Source organism: Neisseria sp. P0001.S005, from assembly GCF_051963715.1.
Map to the genome: position 1 here is coordinate 1 of NZ_JBQCTZ010000057.1, position 18,812 is coordinate 18,812.

Consider the following 18,812-nt stretch of genomic DNA (forward strand, 5'->3'; position numbering starts at 1 on the left):
CGGACTTTGGCTTGACCGGCTTCGGTCAGTGCTACCAAAGGCAGACGAACATGGGGTTCGCATTTGCCCAATAAGCTTAGGCCCCATTTGGGCGCGGCCGGGCTGGGCTCGCAGAACATGGTGTTATAAATTGGGATAAGTTGCTCGTTTAGGCGACGGGCGGTCGCAATATCGCCCTCAAGGGCGGCTCGGCACATATCGGCAAAGAGTTTCGGTGCAACGTTGGCTGCGACGGTTACCACACCATGGCCGCCACACAGCATGAAAGGCAGGCCGGTAGGATCGTCGCCGGAGAACACGGCAAAACCTTCAGGAACGCTGTTGATCAATTCGATGTTGTTGCCGATATTGCCGCTGGCTTCTTTCACGCCGACGATATTTGGAATCTCGGCCAAACGCAAAATAGTGTCGTTGCTCATGCTGACGACGGTGCGGCCGGGAACATTATAGATAATCATCGGAATCGAAGTGGCTTCGGCGATGGCTTTGAAATGTTGGTAAATGCCTTCTTGCGAAGGTTTGTTGTAGTAAGGAACAACAGATAAGGTGTAGTCCGCACCGGCTTGCTCGGCGGCTTTGGAAAGGGCGATGGCTTCGACAGTATTGTTGGCGCCTGTACCGGCGATAACGGGAATGCGCTTGTTGACGTGTTTGACGGTGGCTTCAATAACGGCCAAATGTTCTTCGACAGGCAGGGTAGCTGACTCGCCGGTGGTGCCGACTGCGACGATGCCGTCGGTGCCGTTTTCAATGTGCCAGTCGATTAAGTCATGAAGTTGTTCGTAGTTGATGCTGCCGTCTTGATTCATCGGAGTAATCAGGGCAACCAGACTGCCTTTTAACATACGGAAACCTTTAATTTTATGGTATGGGTGAATTATGCAGTGGATTGTAGCTTACTTTGTTGTTTGTGTGAAACATATCCGCTAAGCGGCTTTGCCGTTTAATGGTGACTTGTCATTATCTTAATGAATAATACATTTTTAAATCATTGGTTTGTTTGTTTTAAGATGGAAAAATGATGTCAAGAATTAAAATGTGTTAAGGCGGTTTGAGGCCGTCTGAAAACGATTGGGCGGAACTTTCAGACGGCCTGATGGTTTTGAATTTGCTGATACATTTCAAATTGGTTAAAATACGCATCTTAATATTTTTTAACGATTCTTGAGAGAAGGTTCAACATGGCCGGAATGACTGAAAAACAAGCGGAACCGCTTGATTTGGTTTATGGTTTGGAAGATAAGCCGCCGTTTGGTAATGCGTTGTTGAGTGCGGTTACGCACCTTCTGGCAATTTTTGTCCCGATGATTACTCCGGCATTGATTGTCGGCGGGGCGTTGGAGCTGCCGGTTGAAATGACGGCTTATTTGGTGTCGATGGCGATGGTGGCTTCAGGTGTCGGCACTTATTTGCAGGTTAACCGTTTCGGGCCGGTCGGTTCGGGTATGTTGTCGATTCAGTCGGTCAACTTCTCTTTTGTTACCGTGATGATTGCGCTCGGTACCGGTATGAAAGAGGGCGGCTTGACTGAAGATGTGATGATTTCAACGCTCTTGGGCGTGTCCTTTGTCGGCGCGTTTTTGGTGTGCTTCTCCGCTTGGCTTTTGCCTTATCTGAAAAAAGTGATTACGCCGACTGTAAGCGGCGTGGTCGTCATGTTGATCGGCTTGAGCTTGGTGCATGTCGGCATTACTGACTTTGGCGGCGGCTTCGGTGCGAAAGCAGACGGTACGTTCGGTTCGATGGAAAACTTAGGTCTGGCATCGCTGGTGTTGCTGATTGTATTGGTTTTCAACTGCTTGAAAAACCCATTGCTGCGTATGAGCGGCATCGCGGTGGGTTTGATTGTCGGTTATATTGTTGCGCTGTTTTTGGGCAAAGTAGATTTTTCCGCCCTGCAAAACCTGCCGCTGATTACCCTGCCTGTTCCGTTTAAATATGGTTTCGCATTTGATTGGCACGCGTTTATCGTTGCCGGTGCGATTTTCCTGTTGAGCGTATTTGAAGCAGTTGGCGATTTGACGGCGACTGCGATGGTCTCCGAGCAGCCGATTGAGGGTGAGGAATACACCAAACGTCTGCGCGGCGGCGTATTGGCAGATGGTTTGGTTTCTGTAATTGCGACTGCGTTGGGCTCTTTGCCTTTAACCACGTTTGCGCAAAATAACGGCGTGATTCAAATGACCGGCGTAGCTTCGCGTCATGTGGGCAAATATATTGCGGCGATTTTGGTATTGTTGGGCTTGTTCCCTGTCATCGGCCGCGCGTTTACTACGATTCCGAGTCCGGTTTTGGGTGGCGCAATGGTGTTGATGTTCGGCCTGATTGCGATTGCCGGTGTGCGGATTTTGGTCAGCCACGGTATTCGCCGTCGTGAAGCGGTCATCGCGGCTACTTCTGTCGGTTTGGGTTTGGGCGTAGCATTTGAGCCGGAAGTGTTCAAAAACCTGCCGGTATTGTTCCAAAACTCAATTTCCGCAGGCGGTATTATGGCAGTATTGTTGAACTTGGTTTTGCCGGAGGATAAAACCGATAAAGCGGTTAAGGTGGAAACCGATAGTTTGGAGCACTAAGCAAGCTTTATTCAAAGGCCGTCTGAAGTTTCAGACGGCCTTTTGGTTTTCGGCTATAATATTGTTTTTATTTGTTATCCGAGTGGTTCGGATAGCTCTACCCGGAAAGGTTTTATATGACGGTTTATTCACTTTTTATCACTTGTCCTCGCGGTTTGGAAGCGCCTTTGACGCAGGAGCTTGAAAACATAGCATGTCAGGATATCCGAGCTGTTGACGGTGGTGTGGCATGTAAAGGCACGATGGAGCAGGTGTATCGTATCAACCTGCATTCGCGCGTTGCCAGCCGTGTTTTGCTGCGTTTGACCAAAGGCGGTTATCGCAACGAACACGATATCTACAAATTGGCACGAAATCTGCATTGGACAGGTTGGTTTAAGCTGGAGCAGACCTTTAAAGTCAAAGTTGAAGGCAAGCGCGCCAATGTGAAAAGCTTGGATTTTGTCGGTTTGAAAATCAAAGATGCCGTCTGCGATGCCTTTCGCGATATTTATGATGCGCGTCCGAGCGTGGGCAAAATCAACCCCGATATCCGCATTCATGCCTTTATCGATGAGCGCAATGTGGAAATCTTTATCGATACTTCCGGCGAAGCACTCTTCAAACGCGGCTATCGTCAGGATACCGGCGAAGCGCCATTAAGAGAGAACTTGGCGGCAGGTTTGCTGCTTTTGGCAGGCTACGACGGTACGCAGCCTTTCCAAGACCCGTTTTGCGGCAGCGGCACGATTGCCATTGAGGCAGCATGGATTGCGACACACCGTGCGCCGGGCTTGATGCGCCGTTTCGGTTTTGAAAAACTGCAAAACTTCGACAAAGAAAAATGGCAAGCCCTGCGCCGTGAGGCTGAAAAACAAATCAAACCGGCCGCCGCGCCAATTTCCGGCAGCGACAACGACCGTTATATGATCCGTGCCGCATTGGCCAATGCCCAAGCCGCCGAAGTGGATAATTTCATTCGCTTTGACGTGCAAGATGCGCAGGCCGCTCGGCCAAACGGCGAACACGGCATTATGATTTCCAATCCGCCTTATGGTGTGCGCCTTGCCGAAATTCAGGCTTTGCAGGCACTTTATCCGCAACTGGGCACGTGGTTGAAACAGCATTACGCAGGCTGGCTGGTTGGGATGTTTACCGGCGATCGCGATATGCCGAAATTTATGCGCCTTTCTCCGAAGCGTAAAATTCCGCTGTTTAATGGCAACTTGGATTGCCGATTGTTTTTGATGGATATGGTTAAAGGCTCGAATCGGGGCTAAAACCTGAAATTGAGGTCGTCTGAAAGATGATTTCAGACGGCCTTTTTTATTTTATTTAAATAGACTTTGCTATAACGGAGTTTGCTTTTCTTTTTTTAACTTCAGGCCGTCTGAATCGTGTTCAGACGGCCTTTTTATTGGTTTAAAACCGCTATTTTATAGCAATAGGCAATCATCTAAATAATAAAAATCTATTATACAGGTAAAATACATTGTTAAATAAAAATACCATATCTAGTAGTCTTGTGTTTTAATTCGCACTATATCTTGTGTTTTATGGTGTTGCAATGAGCAGCTTGAAATTTACAGTTGAGCAAATTGTATGGCAGGAAGTACCGGGCGAAGTGTCGCTGGCATTTCTGTTTTCCGGTTGCCCGCTGCGCTGCAAGGGTTGCCATAGTGCCGATACATGGAAAGAGGGCATCGGCATGGAATTGACCGAGGATTATTTAAAAGGCCGTCTGAAACGCTATCGCGGGCTGATTAGCTGTGTGTTGTTTATGGGCGGAGAATGGCAGCCGGAAGCCTTGCAGAAAATGCTGGCTATTGTTGCTCAGGAAAGTTTGAAAGCCTGTTTGTACACCGGCTTGGAACGTGAGGAGCTGGAAGCGGTTTCAGACGGCATTCTGCCTTATCTTACGTATCTGAAAACCGGCCGCTGGCAGATGGAGCTGGGCGGTTTGGACAGCCCGACCACCAATCAGAAGTTTATTGATTTGCGTACGGGCGAAGTGTTGAACCGCTTGTTTATCAAAGACAAACCTGCGCCTAAAGTTTTTCCAGTGGCTTCAATTTAGCCCGGTGCTGTATTGCACTGATTTAAATTGAATTTATTGTATTCGCTGACAGCAATGTTTCAGACGGCCTGACCATCATTACTTGATAAATCAACCAAACCATACAGGAGAATTAACATGATTCGGCTGCATCCCGAACAGTTAAACGGAAAACTACAATTCATGCGCGACTACATCAGCGCGCAAAACGCGGCGGACGGCTCGAAAATGGACGCCAATGCCAACGTTACGCAAAAAAACATCGCTACGATGGAAGCGGAAATCATGAAAGACTTTTTCGTGCAGATTAACCGCGCCCAAGTATCGCGCAAAATCGCCGAAATTTTCGACCAATCCGTTGCCGACGAATACATCCGCCAGATTGAGGCGCACGAGATTTATGTGCACGATGAAACCAGCCTCAAGCCTTACTGTGTGTCGGTTACGTTGTATCCCTTCCTGCTCGACGGCTTAAGCAAACTCGGCGGCGAATCCAAAGCGCCGCAACATCTGGCATCGTTTTGCGGCTCGTTTATCAATCTTGTGTTTGCCATCAGCGCGCAGTTTGCCGGCGCGGTGGCAACGGTGGAATTTCTAACCTATTTCGACTACTTTGCCCGCAAAGACTACGGCGACGATTATTTGGAAACCCACGCCAAAGAAATCGCCAATCACATGCAGCAGGTGGTATACAGCATCAACCAGCCCGCCGCCGCGCGTGGCTATCAGAGCGTATTCTGGAATATTTCCGTTTATGATCAATACTATTTCGACGCGATGTTTGGCGATTTCGTCTTCCCCGATTTCAGCAAACCAGTGTGGCCAAGTGTGGCGAAGCTGCAAAACTTCTTCCTCAAATGGTTTAATCAGGAACGCAGCAAAGCCATTTTGACTTTCCCCGTCGTTACCGCTGCGATGCTGACTGATGGCGGCAAATGCAAAGACACCGTGTTTGCCGACGAAATGGCGAAAGAATTGGCGGAAGGCAATTCCTTCTTCGTTTATCTTTCCGATAATCCCGACTCCTTGGCTTCCTGCTGCCGCCTGCGCAACGCCATTGAAGACCGTACTTTCAGCTACACCCTCGGCGCGGGCGGCGTGGCGACTGGCTCCATCAATGTCATCACCATCAACATGAACCGGCTGGAACAAGACGGGCGCGACCTTGCCGCCGAAGTCGCCAAAATCCACAAATACCAATACGCCTACCGCAAACTGATGGAAGAATATCAAGCCGCAGGAATGCTGCCCGTTTACGATGCAGGCTTCATCACGCTAGACAAACAATTCCTCACCATCGGCATCAACGGCATGGCGGAAGCCGCCGAATCGCAAGGCATTAAAGTCGGCTACAACGACGACTACATCAACTTTGTCCAAGGCCGTCTGAAAACCATATTCGAAGCCAACCAAGCCGCCAGCAAACACTATGGCGTGAAGTTCAACACCGAGTTTGTTCCCGCCGAGAATCTCGGCGTGAAAAACGCCAAATGGGACAAAGCCGACGGCTACAAAGTCAGCCGCGAATGCTACAACTCCTATTTCTACGTCGTCGAAGACGAAGAAATCAACGCGCTTGACAAATTCCTGCTGCACGGCAAAGAACTGGTGGACTGGCTCGACGGCGGCTCCGCGCTGCACCTGAACCTCGACGAAGCCCTGCCCGAATCCGGCTACCGCTCGCTCTTGAACATCGCCGCACAAACCGGCTGCAACTACTTCTGCGTGAACGTACGCATCACCATCTGCAACGAATGCGGCCACATCGACAAACGCACCCTGCACGCCTGTTCCGCCTGCGGTTCGCACGACATCGACTACGGCACCCGCGTCATCGGCTATCTGAAACGCGTATCCGCATTCAGTAGCGGACGGCGCAAAGAACACGCGCTCAGGCATTATCACCGTAAAGCGGCGTAATCGTTGAAAAAAGATTGCTTGCAAACCTAAGGCCGTCTGAAATTTTAGACGGCCTTGATCATGTTGAGATAGGCTGGCTCTTTTAATGATATAGTTTTGATTAAATTAAACAAAAATTCTTGACACCTTCATTTAATGAATTAACATATAACGTCCTTTAACCTAAATTTAAAAAAGCGAGAGACACATGAAAACATCAGTTTTATTGGCAGCTTTGTTGGCTGCTCTGTCCCTATCAGCATGCGGCGGTTCAGGCTCATCTTCTTCTGCCGTTTGTGACGAGTACGAAAAAGCATTTGCCGAAGCAACTAAAGACGTAGATGCCGCAACCAAAGAAATGATGCAAAAATCTTTCGAACAAACCAAAGAAGCGTTGAAAAACCTGCCAGCAGACCAACGTGATGCAACTTGTAAAACTTCTTTGGATGCTTTGAAAGGCGTTCCGGCTGCCGAAACTCCTGAAGAAAAAGCCGAAGAAGCCAAAGACGCCGCTGAAGAGGCTAAAGAAGAAGCAAAAGACGCAGCGGAAGATGCAAAAGAAGCTGCTGAAGACGCTAAAGAAGAAGCTAAATAATACAGCTAAGCTTTACAGAAAAACGGATTCCAATGATTTGGAATCCGTTTTTTGTTGTGTGAATTAGGGTAGTTATTTTAGATGAGCTTTTTCAGTTTTCAGACGGCCATTTCTTATGCCGTCTGAAAGCGTTAGTTTCAACTAAGTTAAAATTTACAACAGCAAACCATCAATCAAACAACCGCGTGCGTCCCGCACACACCCTACGCGTAGGTTTTGAAGTTTCGTGTGATTTACAGGTAGGGTGTGTAGCGCAGCCACGCACGCGGTCGGTTGAGTATGCAGGCTACGGCTTGCTAAAAATTATTAAAATTTAAATTCAGTCATATTATGTTCGTTATCAAGAGCAGCTAAGACTTGGCTTACTTCTGCTTTTAAGGGCGATGTTTTTGCTAAATCTACAATACCATTCAAGGCAGCATTAACAATTTCTATATTTCCTGACTCAATTCCTTTATCTAGTGCATTGAAAAAATGACTAAAATTTTCTTTTCGCTCTTCAAATGTGTTATCTAAATATTGCATTAAAAACTGTTTTTGGGCTGCAATTTTCTCTAGACTAACTTCTTTCCAATTTGCAATCATTTCTCGTTTGGTTTTCTCTTGTTCAGCAGTATTTAAACAATTAATAAATTCAACTGCAACTCTTTCACAGCAAGAAAATACCTCCTGAAGAGCATCCATTTGTCGATTCATTTTTTCACGAGCTAAAGCATTCTTTTCTTGTTTGTTAATACGAGAATTATTTAACATTTGTAAACCAAAATTAGTTGCTGTAGATGCTATCATCATGTTAGTATCCATTTGATTTTTCATTTTAATCTTCCCTTTCATTTAAATTTCTTGTGTTAAATATCCTGAGCAAGTTTGCTTTATATTAGATATGAGCTCACCATTTTCTTGAACTATTTTTATCATCATAATATTTTTTAATGCAACTGCAATATTAGTCATTAGTTCAAAATTTTTATCATTTGTAGTATTTACCTTAATTTTTTCGTATCGATTAACTAATTCATTTAATGTATTAATTATCTCTTGGGCATTATCTTGTAATGCAAGAAATCCTTTTTCTAGAATTTCAAAACGACCAATTTCAACTTCAACTTGTGCTGCAAATGCCTGTGCTTCTGTTAAGGCTTTTTCAGCATCGTTAGCTTCTTTGATACCACTCCAAGCCAATGCTAAACCCGCTGAGACGGTGGCAGTGGCAGTACCAATAAAAAGATTGTCAGTTTCACGTCTGGCTTTTGCACCAGTAAAGCTTTCCCATTTTTGAGAAAACCATCCTTCAGGAGCTTTTTGCTTGAATCCTGAATATGCAAGAGCCCCCAAAGTTGTACTTAAAGACATACTCTGTGTATTATGAGTACTGCTTTTTTGATATTGAATAAAATCTTGAATTTCTGCCAAATCTTCTATATATAAATTCACATCAAAATCTTTTAGTTCTCCTGAAACTTTTTGAAATTTTCCAGAATTTTTAAGTGTGTTTAAAAAATGAGCGATTTGATTATGAAAAACTTGTTTCTTTATTAGAGATAAAGTTTCAAATTGTTGTTGTGTTAAGTTATGAATGGAAAAAAGCTTTTCTTTTGAAATTTGATATTTTGATTGAGCTTCTTCTCCAATTTTATTTGCTTCATTCAACATTTCAGCAGCTGATTTTTTTTTATAAGTACCATAACTGGCTACTGCCACTCCTGCAGCACTGGCAATTAAACTTGAAATGATACTATTTGAATTTGAACGTTTAAACATAAATTTCCCAAATGTTGGATTAAAATAATCAATATAAATGATTTAAAAAATATTACTTTAAGATTTGTTTTAAATATGCACCAGTATGACTTTTCTTGTTTTGAGCTACTTGTTCGGGAGTACCTGATGCAATAATTTGCCCTCCGCCATCTCCCCCTTCAGGCCCTAAGTCGACAATATAATCAGCAGTTTTAATGACGTCAAGATTATGTTCAATAATCACAATCGAGTTGCCTTTGCCTTTCAGACGACCTATGACTTCCAGCAATAGGGCGATGTCGGCGAAGTGCAGGCCTGTGGTCGGTTCGTCGAGGATATAGAGCGTTCTGCCGGTGTCGCGTTTGGATAGCTCTAGGGCGAGTTTGACGCGTTGGGCTTCGCCGCCGGAGAGGGTGGTGGCGGATTGACCGAGGCGGATGTAGCCTAAGCCTACGTCCATCAGGGTTTGCAGTTTGCGCGATACGGTGGGGACGGCGTCGAAAAATTCGCGGGCTTCTTCGACGGTCATGTCGAGGACTTGGCTGATATTTTTGCCTTTGTATTGGATTTCGAGCGTTTCGCGGTTGTAGCGTTTGCCGTGGCAGACTTCGCAGGGGACGTACACGTCGGGCAGGAAGTGCATTTCGACTTTAATCACGCCGTCGCCTTGGCAGGCTTCGCAGCGACCGCCTTTGACGTTGAAGGAGAATCTGCCGACGTTGTAGCCGCGTTCGCGCGAGAGGGGTACGCCGGCGAAGAGTTCGCGGATGGGGGTGAACAGGCCGGTGTAGGTGGCGGGGTTGGAGCGCGGGGTGCGGCCGATGGGGGATTGGTCGACGTTGATGACTTTGTCGAGGTGTTCGAGGCCGTGGATGTCGTCGTATGGGGCGGGTTCTTCTTGGGCGCGGTTGAGTTCGCGGGCGGTGATTTTGGCGAGGGTGTCGTTAATCAGGGTGGATTTGCCGCTGCCGGATACGCCGGTAATGCAGGTAATCAAACCGAGCGGCAATTCGAGGGTAACGTTTTTGAGGTTGTTGCCGCGCGCACCTTTGAGGACGAACATTCGGTCGGGATTGACGGGCGTGCGTTCAGACGGCACGGCAATGGATTTTTTGCCGCTGAGGTATTGTCCGGTAACGGAGTTTTCGCATTTGGCGACGTTTTCAGGCGTGTCGGCAATCAGTACGTTGCCGCCGTGTTCGCCCGCGCCGGGGCCCATATCGACTACGAAATCGGCTTCGCGGATGGCGTCTTCGTCGTGTTCGACCACAATCACGCTGTTGCCCAAGTCGCGCAGGCGTTTGAGGGTGGCGAGCAGGCGGTCGTTGTCGCGCTGGTGCAGGCCGATGGAGGGTTCGTCTAATACGTACATCACGCCGGTCAGGCCGCTGCCGATTTGGCTGGCGAGGCGGATGCGCTGGGCTTCGCCGCCGGATAGGGTTTCGGCGGAGCGGGAGAGATTCAGGTAATCCAGCCCGACGTTAATCAGGAAGCCGAGCCGCTCGGTGATTTCTTTGAGGATTTTTTCGGCGATTTGTTTTTTATTGCCGTCCAAATCCAGTGTTTCAAAGAATTGGTGGGTTTTGGTCAGCGGCCAGGCGGAGACTTCGTGCAAAGGTTCGCCGCTGACGTAAACGTAGCGGGCTTCTTTGCGCAAACGTGCGCCGCCGCAGCTTGGGCAGGCGCGGTGGTTTTGGTATTCACGCAGTTTTTCGCGCACGGTTTCGCTATCGGTTTCGCGGTAGCGGCGTTCGAGATTGGGAATGATGCCTTCAAAGGCATGGCTGCGGTTGAAGGTGGTGCCGCGTTCGGACAGGTAAGTGAAATCAATGACTTCTTTGCCCGAGCCGTGCAAGACAACTTTTTTGACTTTTTCAGGTAGGGTTTCCCATGCTGCATCCACATCAAACTCATAATGGCGTGCTAACGATTGAATCATTTGGAAATAGAATTGGTTGCGCTTATCCCAGCCGTCAATCGCGCCTGCGGCTAAGGATAATTCAGGATGGGCGACCACTTTTTCGGGATCGAAGAAGTTAGTATTACCCAAGCCGTCGCAAGTCGGGCAAGAACCCATAGGGTTGTTGAAGGAAAACAGGCGCGGCTCTAATTCGGGCAGGCTGTACGAACACACGGGGCAGGCGAAACGCGCGGAAAACCAATGCTCTTCGCTGCTGTCCATCTCCATTGCCAGCGCGCGTTCGTTTCCGTGGCGCAATGCGGTTTCAAAACTTTCCGCCAGCCGTTGTTTAATGTCGGCTTTTACTTTCACGCGGTCGATGACGACGTCGATATTGTGTTTGATGTTTTTTTCCAGCTTCGGCACTTCGTCAAGCTGATAGACCTCGCCGTCCACGCGCACACGCGCAAAACCTTGCGCCTGCAAGTCGGCAAAGAAATCGACAAACTCGCCCTTACGCTCGCGCACCGCCGGCGCAAGAATCATCACGCGCGTGTCTTCCGGCAGCTTCAAGACGGCATCGACCATCTGAGATACGGTTTGGCTCGACAGCGGCAGATTGTGTTCGGGGCAGTAGGGTGTGCCGACGCGTGCGTACAAAAGACGCAGGTAGTCGTGGATTTCTGTTACCGTACCGACGGTGGAGCGCGGGTTGTGGCTGGTGGATTTCTGCTCGATGGAAATCGCGGGAGACAGACCTTCGATCAAATCTACGTCGGGTTTGTCCATCATCTGCAAAAATTGACGGGCATAGGCGGAAAGGCTTTCGACATAACGACGTTGGCCTTCGGCATACAGCGTATCAAACGCCAGCGATGATTTGCCGCTGCCTGACAATCCTGTTACCACCACGAGTTTGTGGCGCGGAATGTCTAAATCGACATTTTTCAAATTATGTGTACGCGCGCCACGGATGCGGATGGTGTCATTATCGTGTGAATGTTTGTGATGATGGTTGCACATATTGTCAGGCCGTCTGAAAAATAAAATAAACGGCTATTGTAGCACTTTTCAAATGACAGACTGGATAGATAAAGCATTTGATATAAAAGAAACAAAGAGGCCGTCTGAAAATATGTTTTCAGACGGCCTTGATATAGATGAATCAGCTTATCAGTCGATTTTGCGGAGAATTTCGCGCAGGGCTTTTTGCCAGTCGGACGGTTTGATACCAAATTCGGTCTCTAGGCGTGAGCAATCCATGATGCTGTATGCCGGACGTGGAGCGGGCAGTGGATATTGATCGGTAGTAATCGCGTTCAGTTCCGGAATGCGGAAGCTGTCGTCTAATTGGTGGGCTGTCTGAAAGATGGCTTTGGTAAATTCGTACCATGTTGCCGATTTATTACCACAGTAATGGAAGATGCCGCGTGGGGAGGTGGGTTGTTGTAATAATTCGATAATAGCGTGTGCCAAATCGCCTGCATAAGTCGGACAGCCGGTTTGGTCGTGAACGACGGAGAGGGAATCGCGTTCTTTGGCAAGGCGCAACATGGTTTTGACGAAATTGCTGCCGTATTCGCTAAACAGCCATGAAGTACGGATAATAGTGCTTTCAGGATGCGCGGCTAAAGCCAAAAGCTCGCCTGCGACTTTGGATTGACCGTAAGTGCTGCGCGGATTAGTGTAGTCGGTTTCGCGGTAAGGGCGTTTGCCTTCGCCGTCGAATACATAATCAGTGGAAATATGGATAAAGCGGGCATGCGCGGCACGGGCAGCTGCGGCAAGGTTGTGAACAGCGGTTGCGTTGACGGCAAAAGCAGCCTCTGCGTTTTCTTCTGCTTTATCGACGGCAGTGTAAGCTGCGGCATTAACGATGGCATCTGGTTGGAAGTTTTTAATCATATGATGCACGGCTTCGGTATCGGTAATGTCCAGCGAAGTAGAATCGGTAGCAATCAGTTCCCAATCTTCGGGTAGGCGGTCGCGCAGACAACGGGCAAGCTGGCCTTTGGCTCCGGTCAATAAAGTACGCATGGTTGAGTATCTCCTCTGATAGCTGTTAAATAGGTGTTTGTGTCATTATAGTGTAAATACGACAAATTCACATTATTGGCGTAGAACAAAATGCAGAGGCGGCTGTATTTGGGCAAATTATCGATATTATCTATCCATAATAATAACCACTTATTGGTATTATGTTTGTTTACTATAACTAGAGTTAAAGTTCAGCTTTTAATAAGATAGATAAAGGATCTATGCTGTTTGAGAGAGTGTGAATCAATGTTAATGTTTTTATTGTTGCTAGGATAATGGAATTTAAAAACAGGCGAAACTCCGTCCTTTTGTCGGCAAATTCTACCGTTTGATATTTTTGAGTAAATATTTTGAAAAATATTACTAAAATAATAATTGAGCAAGGGCGGATTTGCTCGTTCCGCTAGCTCGATATCTTTATTAACTATTTTGGGAGTAATTATTATGGCATACTGTTACGGGGGGTATTATGCTAGACCCCTGGTTAGTTCTTACTGCGCTCCTGCGCCTAAGGCTTCCTACTCTTCTTACTACTGCGCTCCTGCAGCGAAATCTTCTGTTTCTATCGGCAGCATCGCTAGCATTGCCAGCGTCGGCGTGTCAGTAGTTAATGCGGTAACTGGTTTGGTTTCTGCTATTGCGGCTTTCTGCCCACCGGCAAAAACTCCTAACTACAAATGTGTTCCGGCTTGCCCACCTTACAACTGCGATCCAATCAAACCGATCCCATGTCCAAAACCTCAGCCTAAACCTCAGCCTAAGCCTCAACCAAAACCTGAGCCTAAACCTGAGCCACAGCCAGAACCGCAACCAGAACCAAAACCACAACCAAAACCTGAGCCTAAGCCAGAACCAAAACCTGAGCCTAAGCCAGAGCCTAAGCCAGAACCAAAACCTGAGCCTAAGCCAGAGCCAGACTGCAAAGACTGTGTTGACGACCATAACCAAAACAACTCATACGGTCACGAAGACAAAAACCCAGGTAATGTCATCAGAGCTGAAGACTGCAAAGACGGCAACGTTATCCGCGGTACTGATGCTAAAGATACCATTTATGGTACTGCTTGCGAAGACATCATCTACGGTGGCAACGGCACAGACGTAATCTACGCCGGTGCTGGTAACGACACCATTTACGGTGATGCCGACGGTGACTCTCTGTACGGTGAAGAAGGTAAAGACTACCTGCAAGGTGGTGCCGGTAACGACTACCTGAACGGTGGTTCCGGTGCTGACATCATGCGCGGTGGCGACGGTAACGACGTTTACTTCGTTGACAATGCCAACGACCAAGTTATCGAGTACGGCAATGCACATGCCGGTATCGATACTGTTCGTACCGTTATCGACTACACCCTGACCGATCACGTTGAAAACCTGATTTTGCAAGGTATGCAAAACCTGAACGGTACCGGTAACTCTTTGAACAACAACATCGAAGGTAACGGCGGCAACAACCATCTGTACGGTTTGGCCGGCGACGACTGTCTGGTTGGTAAAGACGGTAACGACTACCTCGACGGCGGTGTCGGCAACGACATCCTGATCGGTGGTACCGGTAACGACACTTACTTCTTCGACAAAGGTTACGGTCACGACACTATCCGTGAAGAAAGCGGTAATGACACCTTGTTGTTCGGTAAAGGCGTCGCAGCTTCTGACGTATTGCTGAGCAAATCAGGTGCTAACCTGACTGTTTCTGTCGGTACTAACGACAGCATCACCATCGATGACTGGTTTACCGGTAACGATCACAAAGTTGAAAACTTCAAGTTTGCTGACGGTAGCACTTACCAAGTAACCGGCCACGGCGACTACTACTCTCTGTCTGCTGTGAACCAAATCCAAGATCAGACTCAAGCTTCTGTAATCTGATAGGATGGTGATTTTCAGGGTTCTTCCCTGAAATCAACGGTTAAGGCCGTCTGAAACCAAAATATAAGGTTTCAGACGGCCTTTATTTTGTAAACAATCTGACGAAAAATTCCAAATTGGGCTAAAATATCGCATTCTTCTGTCTACCAAAGAGATACTTGAAATGTCTGAAATCAGCTTGAAAAAAATCTACTCCGGCAAAGTACGCGATTTGTACGAAATTGACGATAAACGTATGTTGATGGTTGCTTCCGACCGCCTGTCTGCATTCGATGTGATTTTGGATGACCCGATTCCGGGTAAAGGGGAGATTCTGACGCAGATTTCTAATTTTTGGTTTAAAAAACTGGCTCATATCATGCCTAACCACTTTACCGGCCATACGGTTTACGATGTTTTACCTGAAAACGAAGCCAAAGTTTTAGAAAAACGCGCCGTTGTGGCTAAAAAACTCACTCCGGTGAAAGTAGAGGCTATTGTGCGCGGTTATCTGGCAGGCAGCGGTTGGAAAGATTATCAAAAAACAGGCTCTGTTTGCGGTATTCAACTGCCTGAAGGTATGCAGGAAGCGCAACAACTGCCTGAAGTGATTTTTACGCCATCGACCAAAGCAGCAGTTGGTGATCATGATGAAAACATCAGCTTTGAAGAATGCGAACGCATCATTGGTAAAGAGCTGGCGGCGGAAGTACGCGCCAAGGCGATTCAGCTTTATACGGAAGCGGCCGAATATGCGAAATCTCGCGGTATTATTATTTGCGATACCAAGTTTGAATTTGGTTTGGATGAAGAAGGTACGCTGACTTTGATGGACGAAGTGTTGACGCCTGACTCCAGCCGTTTTTGGCCTGCCGACCAATATAAAGTCGGCACCAATCCTCCGTCTTTTGACAAACAATTTGTCCGCGACTGGCTGGAGCAAAGCGGTTGGAACAAAAAAGCGCCTGCGCCTAAAGTGCCTGCCGATGTGATTCAAAAAACAGTCGAAAAATATCAGGAAGCATTGACTTTGCTGACTCAGGATTGATTTTTAAGTTTGAAGGCCGTCTGAAAGAGATATGTTTCAGACGGCCTTTTTATTGTATAAATACTGGATTTTAAGGATGGTTGCCTTTATAATCGAGAGTTGTTTTCAGTGCCTTAAAGGCCGTCTGAAAGCTTGTTTATAACCTGCCGCACGGTCTGAAACCCTAACTATGCACATTCGGATTTTAGTGTGCATTATTAGTGTTTTAGCAGTGCGGTATTTTGAAAGGAACAATAATGTTCAATAAACACGTTAAGACCTTCCAATACGGTAATCAAACCGTTACTTTGGAAACCGGCGAGATCGCTCGCCAAGCCGCTGCTGCCGTTAAAGTATCCATGGGCGACACCGTTGTTTTGGTTGCCGTTACTACCAACAAAGAAGTGAAAGAAGGCCAAGATTTCTTCCCTCTGACTGTCGATTACCTCGAGCGTACTTATGCAGCAGGTAAAATCCCCGGCGGTTTCTTCAAACGCGAAGGCAAACAAAGCGAAAAAGAAATCCTGACCAGCCGTCTGATCGACCGTCCGATTCGTCCTCTGTTCCCTGAAGGTTTCTACCACGACATCCAAATCGTTGCGATGGTGGTTTCCGTTGACCCTGAAATCGATTCCGACATTCCTGCCATGCTCGGCGCGTCTGCTGCGCTGGTGTTGAGCGGCGTACCGTTTGCCGGTCCGATTGGTGCGGCACGCGTGGGTTATGTAAACGGCGTGTACGTTTTGAACCCGACTAAAGCCGAATTGGCTAAATCACAATTGGACTTGGTTGTTGCCGGTACTTCTAAAGCCGTGTTGATGGTCGAATCCGAAGCAGACATCTTGTCTGAAGAAGTAATGTTGGGTGCGGTTGTTTACGGTCACGATCAAATGCAAGTGGCCATTAATGCCATCAATGAGTTTGCCGACGAAGTCAACCCGGAAGTTTGGGATTGGAAAGCACCTGAAACCAATGAAGAATTGGTTGGAAAAGTACGCGAAATTGCCGGTGAAACCATTAAAGAAGCGTTCAAAATCCGTCAAAAACAAGCGCGTTCTGCCAAATTGGACGAAGCTTGGAATGCCGTGAAAGAAGCGTTGATTACCGAAGAAACCGACACTTTGGCAGCCAACGAAATCAAAGGCATTTTCAAACACTTGGAAGCCGATGTTGTCCGCAGCCAAATTTTGGACGGCCAACCGCGTATTGACGGTCGCGATACCCGCACTGTTCGTCCGCTGAACATTCAAACCGGCGTATTGCCGCGCACTCACGGTTCTGCACTGTTTACCCGTGGCGAAACCCAAGCTTTGGCGGTTGCCACTTTGGGTACTTCACGCGACGAGCAAATCATTGATGCACTCTCCGGCGAATACACCGACCGCTTCATGCTGCACTACAACTTCCCTCCATACTCTACCGGTGAAGTGGGTCGCGTAGGTGCGCCAAAACGTCGTGAAATCGGTCACGGCCGTTTGGCTAAACGTGCGTTGTTGGCCGTATTGCCAGAACCTGAAGATTTCAGCTACACCATGCGCGTGGTTTCTGAAATTACCGAATCCAACGGCTCTTCCTCTATGGCTTCCGTCTGCGGCGGCTGCTTGAGCCTGTTGTCTGCCGGTGTGCCTTTGAAAGCACACGTTGCCGGTATCGCCATGGGTCTGATTTTGGACAACAACAAATTTGCCGTCCTGACCGACATCTTGGGCGACGAAGACCACTTGGGCGATATGGACTTTAAAGTAGCCGGTACAACTGAAGGTGTGACTGCGCTGCAAATGGACATCAAAATCCAAGGCATTACCAAAGAAATCATGCAAATCGCTTTGGCTCAAGCCAAAGAAGCACGTTTGCACATCTTGGATCAGATGAAAGCCGCTGTTGCAGGCCCACAAGAGCTGTCTGCACACGCGCCGCGCTTATTCACCATGAAAATCAACCAAGACAAAATCCGTGATGTGATTGGTAAAGGCGGCGAAACCATCCGTTCGATTACTGCTGAAACCGGTACTGAAATCAACATCGCTGAAGACGGTACCATCACTATCGCTGCGACTACTCAAGAAGCAGGGGATGCAGCGAAAAAACGTATCGAAGAAATCACTGCCGAAGTGGAAGTGGGTAAAGTGTATGAAGGTACTGTGGTTAAAATCCTCGACAACAACGTTGGCGCGATTGTCAGCGTGATGCCGGGCAAAGACGGTTTGGTACACATCAGCCAAATCGCCCACGAGCGCGTACGCAATGTCAGCGACTACCTGCAAGTAGGTCAGGTTGTGAACGTGAAAGCATTGGAAGTAGACGATCGCGGCCGCGTACGCCTGTCTATCAAAGCTTTACTTGAAGCTCCTGCTCGCGAAGAGAAAGCAGCTGAATAATTTGATTGTTCAAGCTTGAAACAAAAGGCCGTCTGAAAATTTCAGACGGCCTTTTGTTTATTTGAATGATGAATTTAAAAATGAGTTTGCCTTTACTTTGATAAAAGGGATTACTACAATGTTTGTAATTTAATAAATATATTCATTTCTTAAGGAGTATGCAATGAATGCTACACAATTAATCAGTCGGCTGACGCAAACCGTCGGTGAAAAATACATCATCACAGACCCGGCGAAAACCGAACAATACCGTCAAGGCTATCGTTTTGGTGAAGGCAAGGCGCTGGCAGTTGTCCGCCCGGGTACGGTGTTGGAAATGTGGCAAATCTTGCAGGCGTGTGTTGAGGCTGATGTTATCGTGATTACGCAGGCCGCCAATACCGGTCTGACCGGCGGCTCGACTCCTGACGGTAATGATTACGACCGCGATATCGTGATTGTGAACACCATGCGTCTGAACATCATTCAGCCGATTAACAATAACGAACAAGTTGTCTGTCTGCCTGGTTCTACCCTGAATCAATTGGAGCTGCTGCTGAAACCTTTAGGCCGTGAGCCGCACTCAGTAATCGGTTCGTCCTGTATCGGAGCATCTGTATTGGGTGGCGTATGTAATAACTCGGGTGGTGCACTGGTACAGCGTGGCCCGGCTTATACAGAAATGGCCCTGTTTGCACAAATCAACGAAGAGGGTAAGCTGGAGCTGGTCAACCATTTGGGCATTGATTTGGGCGAAACCCCTGAAGAAATTCTGACCAATCTGCAAGGTTTCCA

Annotated in this window: 14 protein-coding genes; 9 read left to right on the forward strand and 5 right to left on the reverse strand. The window is 47.6% G+C overall.

Annotated elements, in window-relative coordinates; translation table 11 throughout:
* Positions 1-845: 4-hydroxy-tetrahydrodipicolinate synthase (gene dapA, locus ACTHSP_RS09095; RefSeq protein WP_440345996.1), on the reverse strand; the 845-nt coding region annotated here is incomplete at its 3' end.
* A gap of 336 nt (positions 846-1,181) precedes the next feature.
* Here dapA and ACTHSP_RS09100 point away from each other — a divergent pair.
* From ACTHSP_RS09100 to ACTHSP_RS09120, 5 genes are all read left to right on the forward strand, one after another.
* Entirely contained in the window at positions 1,182-2,573 is a 1,392-nt protein-coding gene (locus ACTHSP_RS09100; RefSeq protein WP_314511627.1) for a nucleobase:cation symporter-2 family protein, read from the forward strand.
* Positions 2,574-2,689: 116 nt separating this feature from the next.
* On the forward strand, positions 2,690-3,832 hold the full coding sequence (locus tag ACTHSP_RS09105; protein WP_440345997.1) for a THUMP domain-containing class I SAM-dependent RNA methyltransferase: 1,143 nt from the start codon (positions 2,690-2,692) through the stop codon (positions 3,830-3,832).
* Positions 3,833-4,119: 287 nt separating this feature from the next.
* On the forward strand, positions 4,120-4,629 hold the full coding sequence (nrdG, locus tag ACTHSP_RS09110) for an anaerobic ribonucleoside-triphosphate reductase activating protein (protein WP_440345998.1): 510 nt from the start codon (positions 4,120-4,122) through the stop codon (positions 4,627-4,629).
* A gap of 117 nt (positions 4,630-4,746) precedes the next feature.
* A complete protein-coding gene (gene nrdD, locus ACTHSP_RS09115) occupies positions 4,747-6,528 on the forward strand; it encodes an anaerobic ribonucleoside-triphosphate reductase (RefSeq protein WP_440345999.1) in 1,782 nt (593 codons plus the stop codon).
* 187 nt (positions 6,529-6,715) lie between these two features.
* Positions 6,716-7,102: a DUF5339 family protein gene (locus ACTHSP_RS09120; protein ID WP_101755504.1), complete on the forward strand. Its 387-nt coding sequence runs from the start codon at positions 6,716-6,718 to the stop codon at positions 7,100-7,102.
* A 306-nt stretch (positions 7,103-7,408) separates the two neighbouring features.
* Here the strand turns inward: ACTHSP_RS09120 and ACTHSP_RS09125 are convergent, their stop codons facing one another.
* The 4 genes from ACTHSP_RS09125 to rfbD all read right to left on the reverse strand — a co-directional run bounded on the left by ACTHSP_RS09125 (position 7,409) and on the right by rfbD (position 12,779).
* Positions 7,409-7,918 carry a hypothetical protein gene (locus ACTHSP_RS09125; protein ID WP_145988411.1) on the reverse strand — a complete coding sequence of 170 codons (510 nt, stop codon included), beginning with the start codon at positions 7,916-7,918 and terminating at the stop codon, positions 7,409-7,411.
* 18 nt (positions 7,919-7,936) lie between these two features.
* Entirely contained in the window at positions 7,937-8,863 is a 927-nt protein-coding gene (locus tag ACTHSP_RS09130) for a hypothetical protein (RefSeq protein WP_101804489.1), read from the reverse strand.
* Between the two features lie 52 nt (positions 8,864-8,915).
* On the reverse strand, positions 8,916-11,765 hold the full coding sequence (gene uvrA, locus ACTHSP_RS09135; protein ID WP_101755502.1) for an excinuclease ABC subunit UvrA: 2,850 nt from the start codon (positions 11,763-11,765) through the stop codon (positions 8,916-8,918).
* Positions 11,766-11,915: 150 nt separating this feature from the next.
* Complete coding sequence (rfbD, locus tag ACTHSP_RS09140; RefSeq protein WP_101755501.1) at positions 11,916-12,779, reverse strand: dTDP-4-dehydrorhamnose reductase; 864 nt, start codon at positions 12,777-12,779, stop codon at positions 11,916-11,918.
* A gap of 444 nt (positions 12,780-13,223) precedes the next feature.
* Here rfbD and ACTHSP_RS09145 point away from each other — a divergent pair, with 444 nt between their 5' ends.
* From ACTHSP_RS09145 to ACTHSP_RS09160, 4 genes are all read left to right on the forward strand, one after another.
* Entirely contained in the window at positions 13,224-14,654 is a 1,431-nt protein-coding gene (locus ACTHSP_RS09145; protein WP_419150075.1) for a calcium-binding protein, read from the forward strand.
* 163 nt (positions 14,655-14,817) lie between these two features.
* The gene (locus ACTHSP_RS09150; protein WP_070460812.1) at positions 14,818-15,681 is read left to right on the forward strand and encodes a phosphoribosylaminoimidazolesuccinocarboxamide synthase; all 864 of its coding nucleotides are present in this window, start codon (positions 14,818-14,820) and stop codon (positions 15,679-15,681) included.
* A gap of 236 nt (positions 15,682-15,917) precedes the next feature.
* The gene (gene pnp, locus ACTHSP_RS09155; RefSeq protein WP_101755500.1) at positions 15,918-18,038 is read left to right on the forward strand and encodes a polyribonucleotide nucleotidyltransferase; all 2,121 of its coding nucleotides are present in this window, start codon (positions 15,918-15,920) and stop codon (positions 18,036-18,038) included.
* Positions 18,039-18,201: 163 nt separating this feature from the next.
* The coding region (locus ACTHSP_RS09160; RefSeq protein WP_440346000.1) for an FAD-binding protein at positions 18,202-18,812 on the forward strand (611 nt) is incomplete at its 3' end.